10 protein-coding genes are annotated in these 16389 nt (G+C 36.4%); 1 reads left to right on the top strand and 9 read right to left on the bottom strand.

The window, feature by feature from the left end; all coding sequences use genetic code 11:
• Positions 1–8867: DUF1542 domain-containing protein (locus BM203_RS04985; protein ID WP_143453046.1), on the bottom strand; the 8867-nt coding region annotated here is incomplete at its 3' end.
• A gap of 1004 nt (positions 8868–9871) precedes the next feature.
• Here BM203_RS04985 and BM203_RS04975 point away from each other — a divergent pair.
• Positions 9872–10324 (top strand): universal stress protein, encoded by a 453-nt coding sequence (locus tag BM203_RS04975; protein ID WP_090093240.1) that lies wholly within the window; start codon positions 9872–9874, stop codon positions 10322–10324.
• 54 nt (positions 10325–10378) lie between these two features.
• On the opposite strand, the gene BM203_RS04970 is transcribed toward BM203_RS04975, so the two are convergent.
• The 8 genes from BM203_RS04970 to BM203_RS04935 all read right to left on the bottom strand — a co-directional run bounded on the left by BM203_RS04970 (position 10379) and on the right by BM203_RS04935 (position 16381).
• Positions 10379–11572: an FtsW/RodA/SpoVE family cell cycle protein gene (locus BM203_RS04970; RefSeq protein ID WP_090093238.1), complete on the bottom strand. Its 1194-nt coding sequence runs from the start codon at positions 11570–11572 to the stop codon at positions 10379–10381.
• A 17-nt stretch (positions 11573–11589) separates the two neighbouring features.
• On the bottom strand, positions 11590–11817 hold the full coding sequence (locus BM203_RS04965) for a DUF2969 domain-containing protein (RefSeq protein ID WP_090093237.1): 228 nt from the start codon (positions 11815–11817) through the stop codon (positions 11590–11592).
• Between the two features lie 8 nt (positions 11818–11825).
• Complete coding sequence (gene yidD / locus BM203_RS04960) at positions 11826–12119, bottom strand: membrane protein insertion efficiency factor YidD (protein WP_090093235.1); 294 nt, start codon at positions 12117–12119, stop codon at positions 11826–11828.
• 20 nt (positions 12120–12139) lie between these two features.
• Positions 12140–13126 (bottom strand): rod shape-determining protein, encoded by a 987-nt coding sequence (gene mreB / locus BM203_RS04955; RefSeq protein WP_090093233.1) that lies wholly within the window; start codon positions 13124–13126, stop codon positions 12140–12142.
• An 82-nt stretch (positions 13127–13208) separates the two neighbouring features.
• Positions 13209–13439, bottom strand: a complete 231-nt coding sequence (locus BM203_RS04950) for a DUF1146 family protein (RefSeq protein WP_090093232.1) — start codon at positions 13437–13439, stop codon at positions 13209–13211.
• Positions 13440–13506: 67 nt separating this feature from the next.
• Complete coding sequence (locus BM203_RS04945) at positions 13507–13944, bottom strand: F0F1 ATP synthase subunit epsilon (RefSeq protein WP_090093230.1); 438 nt, start codon at positions 13942–13944, stop codon at positions 13507–13509.
• Between the two features lie 11 nt (positions 13945–13955).
• Positions 13956–15395, bottom strand: coding sequence for a F0F1 ATP synthase subunit beta (gene atpD, locus BM203_RS04940; protein WP_090093228.1), 1440 nt, complete (start codon positions 15393–15395; stop codon positions 13956–13958).
• Positions 15396–15418: 23 nt separating this feature from the next.
• Positions 15419–16381 carry a F0F1 ATP synthase subunit gamma gene (locus tag BM203_RS04935; RefSeq protein WP_090093226.1) on the bottom strand — a complete coding sequence of 321 codons (963 nt, stop codon included), beginning with the start codon at positions 16379–16381 and terminating at the stop codon, positions 15419–15421.
• Positions 16382–16389: the final 8 nt, after the last annotated feature.

The raw sequence follows: 16389 nt of genomic DNA, 5'->3' as shown, positions 1-16389 counted from the left end.
TCGCTTTTACCGGCCTGTTCAGCGGCATTAATATCATTAATTATCTTGTCCACTTTATCAGTAGGAGAAACATCATTAGGGAGGCCATCAATCTTATCTTTGGCTTTATTGGTTGCATCGTCTATATCTTTTCCACCATTTGGCGCCTTCTCTTTAGCTGCTGCTGCCGCTTGATCAAGGTTAATCTTCGCCTTTAACTTGTTTAATGCAATCAGACCTTTGACATATTCAGCAGTGGCATCTTTAATCGTATCTTTACCTTTTGCTGGGTTATTAATCGCATTGATTGCTCCATTTATCTTAGCAACATCATCCTTATATGCTGCCTTTTGTGCGTCATCTAAATTGTCCAGTTCAGTTTGTAAACCGGTAACTTCTTGTTCAAACCCTTTAACAGCATTGTCCTTTTCAGCTTGTAAATATTCTTGCTTTTGTAAAATGGCGTTAATACTGTTTGTCCAGTCAGTGATTTGGTCATCGGTAATTACGGTTCCATTTTTAATATCACTGATTTGTTCGTTAGCCTTGTTGAAGGCTTCATCAATCGCTTTATTGGCTTCATTCTTTTGGTCTTGAGACAATTGTGAATTATTAATGATGTCCTGCGCAGTGTTTTTGTGATTTTGTAAATCAGAAATAATTTTATTATTAGCAGCTTGTCTGTTAGCTTGGTTAACAATAGCATCCATCTTTGTTTTAGATTTGGATAATTTTCCGTTAATTCTGTCACTAGGATCTTCATAATTACCAGCATCATCCTTAATTGAAACAGCATTAATCAGTGATTTTCCAGATTCAAATTCGTGGTTAATCTGATCAATATAGTCTTGACGATTTTGAATATTTGGTAAGCTTACAATTTTTTGGTCTCTGTATTGGCTTAGTTCCCTAATCGCATTCATCTTTTTATTGATATCAGCGATTGTTTGGTCAGCTAACTTTGTAATTGCCTCAAAACCACTTTCTCCATAATTGAATGGCACATTTTTTGGACCGGATTCGTTCTGTTGAACTTCAGATATAGCAGCAGCTAAATTATTATCTTTAATCTGAACATTATTAATCCGATTTATAGTATTTTCCAGAATACCTTCAATTTGGCCTTTTAAATTATTAATAGTATCTTGATCTAGGCCATTGGGATTACCCTCTGTAGTTTTCTTACTATCAATATAATTCTTAGCAACTTGTGCTGCGGCTTTAATGGCGGCAAGTTGCTTATTCTTCTCTGCTAAAAGTTGGGTTGGATACGTAGCTTGCTTAACCTTAGTTTTAGCAGCAGTCAATGCATCTTCAAGGTTTGCGCTAGTACCGTCAGAAACTGCAAAGATATCACTGATACCGGCTTGCTTAGCATTGTCAACATCGCTACGCAGCTTTGTACGATCCTTATCAACTAAATTTGGAGCATCATTAAAGTAATCTTTTATTCCATCAGCATATTCAACCAACTTTTGGATTACACCAATCTTCTTTTTAAAACTATCAGTTAAGTTCTTAAGCGTATTGACTCCGTTTTCTGTTGCTTGGTTCATTCCTTTAGTTGGATCTTGGTCATTATTGTCGCGCGCATCAGTTTTAGCCTTCTTAATAGCAGTATTGGCCTTATCAACTTCGGCTTCAATTTGTTTAACCATTTCAGCTTTTAGTTTGGCTTTCTCTTCAGAGCTAACATTAAGTCCTTCAAGAATTCCGGGGATACTATCTGTAGCATTTTTAGCAGCAGTGGCAATCTGTTTCAAATCGTCAGTCAATGTTTCTTCATAAATAATATGGGCAGCAACAGCACCAAGCTTACCCATTCCAGTAGCTTGAGCCTTAGCTAAATCTGTTTCAGATGTAACAGCATCAATGGCTTTTTTGCCAGCTTCTAAAGCAGTATCAATTTCCTTAAATAATTGATCACCTTGTGTGGTATCCAATCTCTGGTTATTAAGGTCAGCTTTCACCCTTTGTCTGAGTTTTTCCGCTTCATCTTCTAAATTAGATTTAACATTCTGCTTACCTTGGGTTAAGCCATTAACTTGCGCTTCAGTTTTGATTCCGTCAATGACTCCCTTAGCAGCAGACACAATACTATCAACCTTAGCAGTGGTATCTGTAGTTGTGCTACCTAGGTCTGCTTTGGCCTTATTGACGGCGTCTTCAATCCGCTTATTTAAGTCCTGCTTTTGCTTATCATCTAAGTTAGTAGAATCTGCATAACTACCTTTAGCTTCTGTAGCATAATGATCTAAGTCTTCAGAAGCTTTTTCCTTGGCATTTTGCAAAATTGCATCAGTTAGGGCCTGACCAATATCAGCTAATCCAGTAACTTTATTAGCATCAATTTCAGCTTGAGAAGCAGATCCATTAATATTATTAACAGCTCGATCATGAGCATCTTGGGCCTGTTGTTTAAACTGTTTCTTTTGCTCAAGAGATAACCCAGGTAAGGCTTCAATTTTATTCTTAATCCCAATAACAGGTGGCTTAGCCTGCGCGTCACCATTCAAAGCCTTGTCTAACTCGGCAATTGCCTTATTTTTGGCATCTTTTAATTCTTGATGCTGCTTAATATTATCAATAGCACTGATTGCACCCTCTTTAATAAGTCTAATGGTATTAGCATCTGTATTTTTATTAATGCTATTTTCAGCTTCGTTGACGATATTATTAATAGCGTCAATAGTGTCTTGATTGCTTGAATCAAGCCCTTCTTTTGCATCTTTGGCATGTTGGTCAATTGCATTGTTAGCTTGCAACTTAATAATATCCAAGTTGAAATCACTTTCTGCTTGGTTAATTTTATTAGTTGCATCAGTCACTAAATTATTAATATCCGTCTTAGAAGTAGCCTGGTCAATAGCCTGATCAGCAGCAGTCTTAGCGTCATTAATAGTCTCAAGTGCTTTATCTCTAGCATCTGCTACTTGCGTTTTTTCAGCTTCAGTAAGTTTATCGAATTGATCTTTAATCCGCTGTATAGCGTCTGCAGCAGCTTGGTCAACTTTCCCTTTACCAGCAGTTTTCGCAGCATCCAAGTCTTGTTTTAGAGCATCATTCTTGATCCGATTAATTTCAGTTTCACCAGCTGCTTCTGCTTTATTAGCAGTTTCTGAAGTAATAGAGTTCTTGACCTGCTCTTTAGCATAATCACGGGCAGACTCAATGTTCTTTTGTGCTTTATCTTTGTCATCCTTAGACAACGTTGAATTATTGATTTCAGCAATAGCTTTTTCGGCAGCAGCATCTAACTTATCTAAGTCAGCATTAATCGTTTCATTAACTTCACGGGCACCTGTAACAACCTTATCCATGTCAGCAATGCCTTGATCTCTAGACCCCACTACTTGCTGAATCGTGGCTTGGGCGTCAATCTCTTGCTTGGCTCGATTGTAAATCTCCTTAACCTGATTAATTAACTCAGTCTTTCGATCACTATTGACATGCTTCAAATCCTTAATTTGGTTAATAACTTTACTTTGTTCTGCCAATAAGTCATGCTGAGCAGCTTCTTTGGATGACTGCAAATCAGCCTGAGCTTGAATTTGTGTTAATTTATCTTGACCTACTCTTACAGCAGTATCAACTGCAGACTTATCCGTAGCACTAGTAATAGCTTGGTTAGCCTCTGCGACTGTAGCATTAATATCCTGATAATACTTATCCTTTTCATTATCCGATAAGTTAGGATCTTGCTTAATATGTTGCCGAACTGCTTGAGCAGCTGCGTCAAGATCGCCTCTTGCCTTATCCCTAGCCTGTTCAAGTTCCTTATTTTTAATTCCAGCTACCAGTTGATCCATTCCGTTGATAGTAACAGCTTTATTCTGGTTAACCGTCTCAAGACTCTGAGCACCATTAATTTGGCTCAAACCATTATCTCGAATTTTATTTAACTGGTTAATGTACTCTGTTTGTGTGGTACCGTCTAAACTAGAATCCTTAATTTTGGCTAAATCTGTTTGATATTGATCGTTAACAGCTTTACTTGCCCGAGACTTGGCGGCATCAAGTTCAACTGCAGCTAAGTCCTTATCAATCTGCTGCTCAGCCAGATTCTCAGCATTATCAACATTATCCTTGTCAGCAGCGTTAATGCTAATTTCACCAGCTTTTTCATGTTGATCAATCAAATTCTTATAATTAGCTTTATCAGTTGCCGATAATTCAGTGTCAGGCTTTGCATCAATTTGAGCTTTAGCTGCTTGCGCTTTTTGCTGTAATTTTGCAATAGCATCTTTCCGTTGACCAATTAAATCATTTAAACTAGCAGCGTCAGCGGCAACTCCAGCGATATTATTTAATGCTTCATTAAGATCGGTTGTAATTTGATTATTATCTCGCTCGTTTGTGATTTTCGCAATACCAGCTTGAGCCGCATCATCCACGTCTTTTTGCAGTTTAGCAATATCGTCTGACGAAAGACTTGGATACTTTTGGTTATTAATACTATCTCTGATTTCCTTTTGTTTATCTTGGATTTGCCGAATGGCATCGCTCTTAGCAGCCGTAGTAGTTGCTTGTGCGAGAATTCCCCCTAACGCTCCACGAGCAGCATAATATGCCTTACCTACATCTTCTTTATTCTTAGCACTATCAATCGCAGCAATATACTCAGACCCTTTGGCAATCACAGCACGAGCCTGGGCAAGCGCTGTCGCTTCATCGTTAGCTGACAAACCAAGCTGTCTTATATTGTTTTCAATTTCACTTTCATAGGCAGTAAGATGCTCTTTGGCCACCTTTTGCAAAGTAGCAAATAGCCGATTTTCTGCCGTGTTTTTATCAGCTTCAATCTGCGTTGAATTATCAATTACTTTTTGCCAACTTGTTAAGATACTACTAATACTATCATCTGCAGTTAACCCAATACTATCTAGATAAGACTTAGCTGTATTAGCCAAATCAGCTTTAGCAACCTCTTTATTAAATGTATTCTTTGTTGCTGTGACAATCTGATCAATATCAGTTTGGGTATTTTGCCCATAAATAGACTTATTCTTATCAAACTTAGAATCATCCGGTTTAGCAGTGGCTAGATTCTTAGCCGCATTGATTGCATCAATATAATTTTGCTTGTCGGCATCACTTAGGCCTAACTTATTAATTTGCTCAATTGCAGCCGCAGCAGCCTTATCAATTTCGTTAGCGGCTTGTGTTCGATTCTGATTAAGTACAATACCATTAATAGTGTCGGTTCCTTTACTACCGTCTTTATCAGTACCATTAATAATATTATTAATAATATCATCTAGACTACCTTGAATATCACCTTTATCTTCTGGATGTTGAGTAATCTGGTCTTGGGCAGCTTGTTCCACCTTTTTAATGGCATCAATTATATCAGTAATATTTTTAATTTTACCGTTAGCATCAACATAATGACCTTTAACAGCATCAACACTAGTGTCTTGATCAATCGTACCGCCCTCTTTAGCAATCGCAGCAGCATCACTTAATTCGGTCCGATCTTTAAGCTTAGTAATCGCATCTTTAGCCGCTTGACTTATATTAGGGTCTTCAGCAATTTGATCGATCTGATTATTGGTAGCTTGAATATTATTATTGATTTGGGTTTTGGTATAGGTTTTAGCCGCATTATTGACTGCATTTATTAAATTATTTTTAGCATTATTAATATTACCTTGCACAACGTCAACTTTGTTATTAGCATCAACTCCAAGCACATTATCAATGGCTGATTCATCATTAAAAGCTGCATCAATGGCTGCATCAATCTTGTCTTTCTCTGCTGGGAACGCATCTTTTGGAAACGCATCTTTAGCAGCTTGAGCCGCATTAGCAACTTCTTGTTTGGCAATGGCCTTCATTGCATTAGTCAAGGCATCATTGACCCCTTTTACAGCTCGATCGCGGTGGTTGTTAATTGTCTTTTCATCTTTAGCGCTTGGGTCATAAACCGACGTACCCTCATGCCCAGCAGGAATAGGAGAAATTGCATCTTGGCCATATTTATCCATAGCAGCATCAAAATCTGTTTTAGCTTGACCTGTTAAATTAGAATTATTGCCTACTTGGTTTTTAGCTGCTCTAATAGCAGCATTAATTGCCGTGGCGGCATCTGTTCTGACATTACTAATATCTTTAATCAACAAATCATAAGTATGGTCATTTTTATTATTTGGATCATAACCAATGAAGTTAGCATGGGGGGTTAATTCAATTCTTGTTTTTGGAGCGAGTTTATTGACCTGATCAGCGGGAATTGTAAAGCTGAAGTTACCGTTTTCATCGGCTTGAGCCGCAAATTTATTCGGCATAGGTCTAGATCCAATATTAGTATCTGGGTAAGGTTTAGATTTAGACTCCACATTATCGATATCAGTTGTACCAATCTTGGCGCTAATATAAGCATGGGTCCCACCTGGCAAAATTCTACTAAAAATGCCATCACTACCAGGACCATCTTTCTCTTCAGTATAATTGACGATATGACCCGTAACAGTTCGACTTCCATCATCATTAACAGCTACATTTACCCTCTCAAGATCTAAGAAACCATCAGGATTAGCTGACTTAAAGCGAACATTGTTATACCCCGTAGGAAGCAGGGTCCTATCACCGAAGGCAGCTATAATAATATTCTTAAAGATATCATCATAAGTCATATCTTCCTTAACTACACCCCCTGTTATTAATGAGGCAAGTAGCTCCTTGTAAGGATCTTGGAGATTATTTATTGTTTCTTTCGTTAATTTTCTTTTTCCATTAAGCAAGACTAGAGATGGAACTTTTAAATTCATTCCTGTTGACGTAATTGAGTCTATTTTTAACCCTAATTCAAGGAAAGGCGGCAGGACTATATCGCTCCCATTAATATTCAAAATCTGACTTACATTATTTAAGGTAATCGGAGTGGTTCCAACTATTGCAGTACGTGAATTATGGTTAGAATTCGCATTTAAAATTAGTGATTGGGGGTTATTAACAGTAAGTGCACCACCTTGAACATCAACTAGAGTAATGGCTCCAGTACCTGCTCCTTGCCCTGAACTGTCACCCGTTAAGGCCATTTCAAAAGTACCATTGTTAACTTGGGCGCTACCGCTAATCAAAAATAATGTACCTGAATAATTACCCATGTTGGTACCAGTAATTTTTAATGAACCTTTAGGGGCAATATTAAAATTACCACCATCATAAATTAAATTTTCAGTGGCTTGACTATTATTAATATTACCGTTGGTTTTGACTTCAACTGACCCATTGGTATTAATATTAAAACTTGAGTCTTTATTACCAATATAAATTGCACTTGCGGAAGTTTTGGCATTTCTATTATCTTGACCGATGTTAATATTCAATTTACCATCAACATTAACCTGGTTACCTGTTCCAGATGGTCCCATCCATATACCATAAATTTGCGCCGTTCCTTCTGCACCACCAGGGTCAACAATACCTAAATAAGCATTTCCAGCCGGATTAAGGGTAACTTCTGCACCTTGAGCAATGTTAACTTTATTACCCTTACCACTCATTTGAATCGTAGTTCCGCCAATAGTAGTTCCTGTAAATTTACCATTAACGAAATTAATACTATTATTATCTCCCATAAATTCAAATAATTGCTGATAGTTAAAACAATTAGCAGTTCCATTACTACCAGAAATTGGTGTAGGTACAGTTTCTGCAATATTATTGCCTGTTAAATATATATCAGTATTATTAACAGCATGAGAGAATTGTGAGCCTGTAAAAGTGATATTATCAAAAGTTATCTTTGCTCTATGATTAAGTCCAATTAAATCAGTATCAACTGCACCATAATAATTATTGACTATAATATTCAGATTACTATAAGTTAAGTCTAAATTGTCATTTGTTGCATAAGGAGAAGCGTCACCTAAGTGAAGAGTATACTTCTTTGTCCCATCACCACCTGATTTAATTACAACCTTACGTGACTTTAATGTTGGAAAGTTAATACTTAGGGCTTCATCATAAGAAATATCATTCATGATATCGATTTCAGAATAATCGCCGCTTATTGCATTTTTAAATTCTTTCCAATTATGTACTTCTGTTTTACCACTGTTAGTATCTTGTACCCCAACTTTAGGTGTCATATCCTTATCTTGATCAGCTGGGGTCAAAGGCTTAGCCGGACTAGGCACCTTAGTTGAATTAGAAGCCTGATTAGCATCAGCAACCGAATCAGCGGGTAGCTTCGCCTGTTGATCATTATTAGCTGTTCCCGTTAAATCAGGATTACCATTAGCATCAGCTTGAGGAGCGCCATTGTTTGTAGTACTCCCAGCAGGGGCATTAATTGACCCAGTAGGATTAGTTGTCCCTTGGGCATTATTGCCTGCAGTAATTGCCTGCTTGCTATTATCAGTATTAATAGAAGCAGAAGTACCATTAGGATTTACTTCTGCTTGAGCGTTATTACTATTGTCAACCTTATGTGAATCTGCTTTTGTATTCTGAGCAGGGGCAGTTGGGGCAGTTGCCTTATCTGTATCCTTCAAAAAAGTGCTCAGTCCTGTGTAAGTTGATAACTTAGCTTGCCTATCATCCGTCTTTTCGGACAAAGGATTACTATTAGTCTTAGTAGCGGTTGGCGCATTACTAGTAGCTGAATCCTGATTCTTAGTAGCTGAGGCTGTTGCCGCTTGACTTGGCGGTGTAGCATTGCTCTGGTTATTATCTGTTGCTTGCTGATTAGCCTCTTCTGTAGCGTTTTGTTCTGGAATAACAGAATTAGCTTTAACTGCTTGACTGTTTAAACCAAAAAAGGTAAAGCCTAAGAATACTGAGGCAGCTCCAATACTTAATTTACGAATTGAGAATCGATCTCGCTTTGCTTGCATTTCCATTCTCTTTAGACGTTCATTATAATTATTTTTACCTAACATTAAAATATCCTTTCCTATTTTCCAAACCTATACATGAATTATTTTAGACGTTCAATGCAAAATTAGCAATATAAAATCCGAAATTAATCAGCAATTATAAATAACTATTTTTCTAATTTTTATTAGTCTTGAAATAAAAGAATTAATTTTAGTATTATTATCTTGTTAAATAAGGTTTTTTATTCGAAATTTAAATAACATTTATGGTAAAATTAACAATAAATCTATATTATAAATTTTTGGGCTTAATTTTATATACAAACACATTTAAAATATTTTTATTTAAATATAAGAAAAATATCTAAATTTAGTTTAAAAAATTTTGGTTAAGTATTTTTTTAAATTATGCCTAGTTACTTTGTGTGTTTACTTGTCATTTAGAATTTATTCTTGACAAACTAAAATTGATTAGATAGTATAACTATGGTCTAAGTTGATTAACAAGCTTAATTGTATAAGTTGACCGGTCAAACTAAAAACGTGCGAGTCTGTAAATAACTGTCGGATCGGAACACTATCACCCATTTTGCATAGGATCCATATTCGTTGCGATACTACTCATTTATTTGAACACTGCGGGTTCAACAGCACTGTTTTGCACTGTTAATTCAACTTAGATTTTTTAGAAAATAATAGAAGCGGTCACGAGGACCGCTTTTTTAATGGAGATTTTTATGATTTTAAAAATTGTCGTTTTGGTTTACCTCTGCTTGCTTTTGCTAACTGCTTATTATCTTTGGCAAAAACGCAAGGATCACTTTTTAATATTTAATAACCAAACCAATACTAACTTTCAGACAATCATGACCTGTACCGCTATTCTGCTCTTTCTTGAAAGCCTACTTGGCTTTGTTTTACTATTGCTATTTACCAACAAATACTATAATTTAATTACAATTTTTCTAAGTTGTTTTACTATTTTAATTTTTAGCCTCTTAATTAATCAAAAGAACGAATAATTCAGGTAAAAATTTGGTAGAATAAAAGTAAGCGAGGTATTAATTATGAAACAATATCATCAAATACAAGTTGCTGTTGATGGCTCCAAGGAAGCAGAATTAGCTTTTCAGAAAGCAATTGAAGTGGCTCAGCGTAATAATGCCACTTTAGAAATTCTCCATGTCATTGATACAAAGTCATTTCAAAATGTTTCAAGTTTTGACTCTGATATGGTCGAACAAGTTGCTAACGATGCAAAAGAAAAATTGGAAAAGTATTATGAAGTAGCGCAAAATGCGGGAATCAAGGAAGTTCATTTTTCCATTGAATTTGGTTCTCCCAAGGCAATTATTGCCCAGCAATTCCCCAAAGAGCACCAGATTGATTTAATTATTCTTGGTTCAACTGGTTTAAATGCAGTCGAGCGCATGTTAATTGGTAGTGTAACCGATTATGTCACTAGGACTGCCCCTTGTGATGTATTAGTTTGTCGTTCAACTAGACCAACAAGAATCTAAATAATAAAAAAGCATTTCAAGATTGAAATGCTTTTTTATTATTTAAATTAAATTCTAAAAGTCGCCGGCTTTACTAAACATGTAATCTTTATTATGGAATTTCATCGATAGAATCATGCCAACACCGACCATGTTACCAATTAGGGCTGAACCACCTTGTGAAATAAAGGGGAGCGGAATCCCCGTTAACGGCAATAAATCAATACTCATGCCAATATTTTCGAATACATGAAACAAAATCATCATGATTACGCCAGTTGAAACATAAGAATAAAAAGCATTCTTAGTATCAAAGGTAATTCGAACCATCTGGACAATTAAATATAAATATAACAAAATAACTGCAACACTACCGACAAAGCCAAACGACTCGCCAATTACGGAATAGACCATATCTGAGCCCCGAACTGGAACATAAACACTTAATTTGCCAAAGCCATTACCAAATATTTGCCCAGAGCCAATTGCTTGCATACTTAACCACAACTGATAGGCATCTTTGGAAGTGTCAGATGAGGGGTTAAGCCAAGACATAATACGCTTAAACTGATATGGTTGGAAAAAATGACTTAAGAGAACTTGACCTTGTGGTGTAGTAACCATGATAATGACGGTTATTCCGAGAATTGCGACAGCAATAAACATTGGAGTAATAATTTTCCAAGAAATACCAGAAACTAAAATTACCCCGCCAGTAATTGCAACAAAAACTAGCATGGTCCCAAAATCATTCTGTAGTTTTAATAGAATTGCAATGGGAATCAACCAAGCAATAATTTTGCCAATTAAGTTCCAATCATTTCTAATTGTATGTTCGAATTTCTGGTTGTGCTGATGAACTACTCGAGCCAACATTAAGATGAAGGCCGGTTTCATGACTTCAGAGGGTTGAAAGGAAATTGGACCCAATTTAAACCAACTTTTTGCTCCTGCATCAGCGGCAATACTCCGATTATAAAAGAATAAAACTGCAATCAAAAGGACAATCCCAAAGCCATAGACATAAGGCGCAATGCGGAATAACTGATCGGCATCAAATTGAATTACGAATAAAACAATTACTACCGAAATGATATACCACAGTCCTTGCATTAAAACGGCTTTTAGCGGACTACCCATATGACTCGGATCATCAATGGCGGCAAAATAAATTGAATATAAACCAACTGCCGCTAGCAATAAAACAGGGATGACAATATTCCATGCAATTCGATTAAATAAGTTTGTTTTATTTTCAACTTTTACCATTTAATTATCACTGCCTATTATTTTTCATGTAAGACATAGTATGAAAGCAAGTCATTGATACTACTCTCTAAACTCTTAGCATATAAAATACTACTATTCTTAGTTGAAGTTGCTCGGTAGCGACCAGACAATTTTTCGATTAGACCGATCGTTTTTTTATGGGGGATAACCACTTCCCAAGTCGGATTTTCCCTATTCTTGACTTCATTAATCTCTACATTAATATTTTCGGGTTTTCTTGACATAATAACTCCTACTTTACAGAAGGATGAAACTTTTTAGCAATAATTTCATCTTCATACTTTTCTGGGTGAGGATTACGAAAAATAGTAAATTTATCCGCAACTGGATCGACCCCACCACGCACAAATGGGTTACAACGTAATATGCGACAAGTGCCCATAATCAAACCTTTAATTAAACCAAATTTAGTTAAAGCATCAATCATATAAGTTGAACAAGTCGGATAGTAGCGACAACTTTGAGGCAATGCGGGAGAAATAATCCTTTGATAAAATCTTACTAAAAAAATTAAAAATTTACGCAAACCAGCCTCCTACTAAATTATTATCGTTGATGTTTTTCAATATTTTTAAGTAAAATACCTGTACCTAAAGCGACTGCTTCCAAGGGATGATCTGCTGTTAAAACTGGAACCTTCAAGTAATAAGAAATTAATTTGTCAAGATTCTTTAATAAGGCGCCTCCTCCAGTTAACATAATGCCGCGATCAATGACATCAGCTGACAATTCTGGCGGAGTATTTTCTAAAACTTCTTTTGTAGCCGCAACAATCGTCATTAACCCGTCAGATAAAGCTTCTTGAATTTCAGTTGCAGAAACTGTAACCTGCTTTGGCAAACCATCAACCATATCGCGACCCCGCACTGTGATGGTCTCATCTTCATCAGGTTCAAAGGCGCTACCGATTTCAATTTTGATTTGTTCAGCTGTTCGTGAACCAATTAATAAGTTGTGCTTATTCTTGATATAAGCAACAACAGCTTGATTCATATGGTCACCGGCATAGCGCAGCGATTGACTGGTAACAATTTCACCCATAGATAAAACTGCGATATCAGTTGTCCCACCACCAATATCAATTACGATATTACCTTGAGGCTTAAAAATATCAAGTCCAGCACCGACAGCAGCTACTTTGGGTTCAAAGTCTAAATATACCTTACCACCACCAGATTTTTCTGCAGCTTGAATAATCGCCTTTTGCTCAATTGAAGTCACACCAGTTGGGGCACAAACTAGTATATTAGGCTTAGACATAAAGCCTTTAACATTTAGTTTTTCAATAAAATAAGAAAGCATCGCTTCAGTTATGTCAAAATCAGCAATTACACCATTTTTTAAGGGACGAATAACTCGTATATTACCAGGTGTACGACCAACCATTTTATATGCTTCAGTCCCAACTGCTACAACTTTATTTGTACTTGTATTGACAGCAACAACTGATGGCTCATTTAAAACAATTCCTTTGCCTGAAACATTAATCAGTACATTCGCTGTCCCTAAATCAATTCCTATATCTCGTGCCACGATAACCCTCCATAAATATTCATTGTATATTTTACCATAAAGATGGTAAGTTTGCCGTTGACTTCATTTACTTAAGTAAGTTTTAAAAGAAATTACTTAATTGTAACGAAGTATCAATTAACGTAATTAGGAAATTTCCTACTAAAAAACCCATTGCAATTGCAGCAAAAACCATTAAAAGCTGGGCTTCAAAGACTTTATTTTTTCGAATAATTTTTTCAATTTGTACACTTTTCATAATTTGAAAAGATAAAGCAATTGTAATTAAGTAAATCACAATACTGATTAAAGCATGAACGCCAAGTTGGAACATTTTATTTCTCACTTTACTTTAACTAAGTAAAAACGGATACACCATTGTGCATCCGTTTAAAACTATCTTAATTATCTGAATTATAAACACTAATTCTATTAACGGCTCTTCTTAATGCAACCTGTGCTCGTTCAATAGAACGTTGGTCATGCATAGATTTGGCCTTTTTCAGTTCACTTTGGGCACGTTTCTTTGCGGCTTCTGCTCGGGAAAGATTAATTCTAGTCGAGCGTTCTGCACTATCTGCAATAATTGTAGCAACATTATTAGAAAATTCAAAGTAACCACCACTGATGGCAATATGATTTACGGTCTCATTCATCTCACGACCACGTTTGACCCTAATTTCACCAATTGTTAGCGGGGTCAAAATCGGTAAGTGATTATACATAATTGAACGTTGACCATCAATTGCGCGCATTTCAACAAGGCTACAATGATGTGAAAAAATCAAACCATCAGGAGTTACAACATTAACGATAAAAAGTTTTTCTGGATCTGCCATTGGACATCACCCTACTTTTCTAACAATGCTTTAGCTTCTGGATCACTAGCTGTTACGCCCATCTTTTGTGCTTTTTTCAAAACATCTTCGATTGGACCAACACTACGAAAAGCATCTTCTGGTAAATCATCTAAATGACCATCCAGAATCATCTTAAAGCCCTTAATTGTTTCCTTAATTGGCACATAAGAACCAGGAACGCCAGTGAATTGCTCTGCTACAAAGAAGTTTTGAGATAAGAAAAATTGAATCTTTCTGGCACGACTAACGATTACCTTTTCCTCATCTGATAATTCATCCATACCTAACACAGAAATAATATCCTGCAATTCATGGTATCTTTGCAAAATATGTTGCACCCGTGTAGCAGTTTCATAGTGATCAGCACCGACAACTTCTGGATCCAAAGCACTTGAAGTTGACTCTAAAGGATCAACTGCTGGATAAATACCCTGTTCAACCAAGCTACGCTCCAAGTTAGTTGTAGCATCTAGATGGGCAAAAGTAGTAGCTGGGGCAGGATCAGTATAGTCATCAGCTGGCACATAAACGGCTTGAATTGAAGTAATTGAACCCTTCTTGGTTGAAGTGATTCTTTCTTGCAATTGGCCCATTTCTGTGGCTAAAGTTGGCTGATAACCAACAGCACTCGGCATTCTACCAAGCAAAGCAGAAACTTCAGAACCTGCTTGGGTAAATCTAAAGATGTTATCAATGAACAGCAAGACATCTTGTCCTTCAACATCACGGAAATACTCAGCTAAAGTCAAGCCAGTTAAAGCTACTCGCATTCTGGCACCAGGCGGCTCATTCATTTGCCCAAAGACCATTGCTGTCTTACTTAAAACACCAGATGCTTTCATTTCAAAGTAAAGGTCATTACCTTCACGAGTTCTTTCTCCAACACCAGTGAAAACAGAAATACCACCATGTTCTTGAGCAATGTTATGAATTAATTCTTGAATAATGGTTGTCTTACCAACACCAGCCCCACCAAACAGACCGACCTTACCTCCTCGAACATATGGCTCGAGCAAGTCAATAACTTTAATACCAGTTTCAAGTATTTCTTGACTAGTGGTTAGTTCATCATATTTTGGTGCATTTTTATGGATACTTTCGCGGGCGTGATCTTTATCAAATTTAGGACCATCATCAATTGGTTGCCCTAAAACATTGAAAACGCGCCCCAATGTATCATTACCAACAGGCACGGAAATAGGTTTACCAGTATCTTCAACCTTCATTCCACGCATTAATCCATTAGTGGATTCCATTGCAATAGTTCTTAGGACACCATCACCAAGCTCTAGCGTAACTTCAAGGATAATTGTCTCATCCTCAGATTTAATTACGCGCAAAGCATTGTCAATATCAGGTAGGTTTTTATCAAGTGGAAATTTAACATCGACCACTGGGCCGATTACTTGAACAACTTCACCTTCACTCAAAACATCTACCTCCTTTTCTCATATTATTTCAAAGCATTAGCACCACTGACAATTTCGGTAATTTCAGTAGTAATTTCTGCTTGTCTTGCACGATTTAATTTAGTAGTTAAACTCGAAACTAATTCATCAACATTGTCCGTTGCACTTTGCATGGCGGTCATTGAACTTGCATGTTCAGCAGTCTTGGCATCCAAAATCGCGCCATAAATTCCAGAACGAATAAATTGCGGAATTAAAGTAGTTAAAACAGTGTTGACATCAGGTTCGATATCATATTCTAAATCCTTATGTGCTTCAGCTTCTTTAACACCAATATCAAGATTATTGATTGGCATCATTTTTTCAACTCTAAACGCTGATGATAAAGTATTAACATGATGCGTATAACACACGTACAATTCGTCATATACGCCATTTAAATACATTTTTATTGCGGTTGAAACAATTGGTAAAATTTCTTCAAAAGTTGGCACATCCGAAATCGCATTATTTTCATAAACAACATTTAAATTGTTTTTCTTAAAAAATTCTGCACCGACGGAACCAATTGCCAAAATTTTAATATCCTTATGTTCAGCTTTAGCATCTTGCACTAAACCCATCATATTTTTAATGACGGCGCTATTATAAGAACCAACTAGCCCGCGATCACCAGTAATAACTAAATATCCGGTTGATTTAATTTCTTTGCGCGACTGCACTAGGTTTGAAACAATACCTAAGCCAAAAACATTTTCATAATCGATTTTACTAATGCTATCTTCATCAACAACTAAATTTTCTTTATGCAAGTGGTTAATAACCTCTGCACTCATCAAACGAGATAAAGTTTGTCTAATATGATTGTTATATACTGTATAACCTTCGTCTCGTTTTTCAGTTTGATTTAATTTTGACGCCGAAACCATCCGCATCGCTTCGGTAATTTTACCAGTTTGCTTAACTGAAGCAATCTTTTTCTTCAACTCAAGTAAAGATGCAGGCATAAGCTACC

The sequence above is a fragment of the Lactobacillus bombicola genome, from assembly GCF_900112665.1.
Classification (GTDB): domain Bacteria; phylum Bacillota; class Bacilli; order Lactobacillales; family Lactobacillaceae; genus Lactobacillus; species Lactobacillus bombicola.
This window is presented reverse-complemented; position numbering and strand designations above follow the sequence as displayed.

Excerpts from the sequence above, each read along its gene's own strand:
- BM203_RS04945 (WP_090093230.1), bottom strand. The coding sequence starts at position 13,944 with ATGGCAGATCCAGAAAAACTTTTTATCGTTAATGTTGTAACTCCTGAT.
- BM203_RS04975 (WP_090093240.1), top strand. The coding sequence starts at position 9,872 with ATGAAACAATATCATCAAATACAAGTTGCTGTTGATGGCTCCAAGGAA.
- BM203_RS04965 (WP_090093237.1), bottom strand. The coding sequence starts at position 11,817 with ATGTCAAGAAAACCCGAAAATATTAATGTAGAGATTAATGAAGTCAAG.
- BM203_RS04970 (WP_090093238.1), bottom strand. The coding sequence starts at position 11,572 with ATGGTAAAAGTTGAAAATAAAACAAACTTATTTAATCGAATTGCATGG.
- BM203_RS04935 (WP_090093226.1), bottom strand. The coding sequence starts at position 16,381 with ATGCCTGCATCTTTACTTGAGTTGAAGAAAAAGATTGCTTCAGTTAAG.
- BM203_RS04950 (WP_090093232.1), bottom strand. The coding sequence starts at position 13,439 with ATGTTCCAACTTGGCGTTCATGCTTTAATCAGTATTGTGATTTACTTA.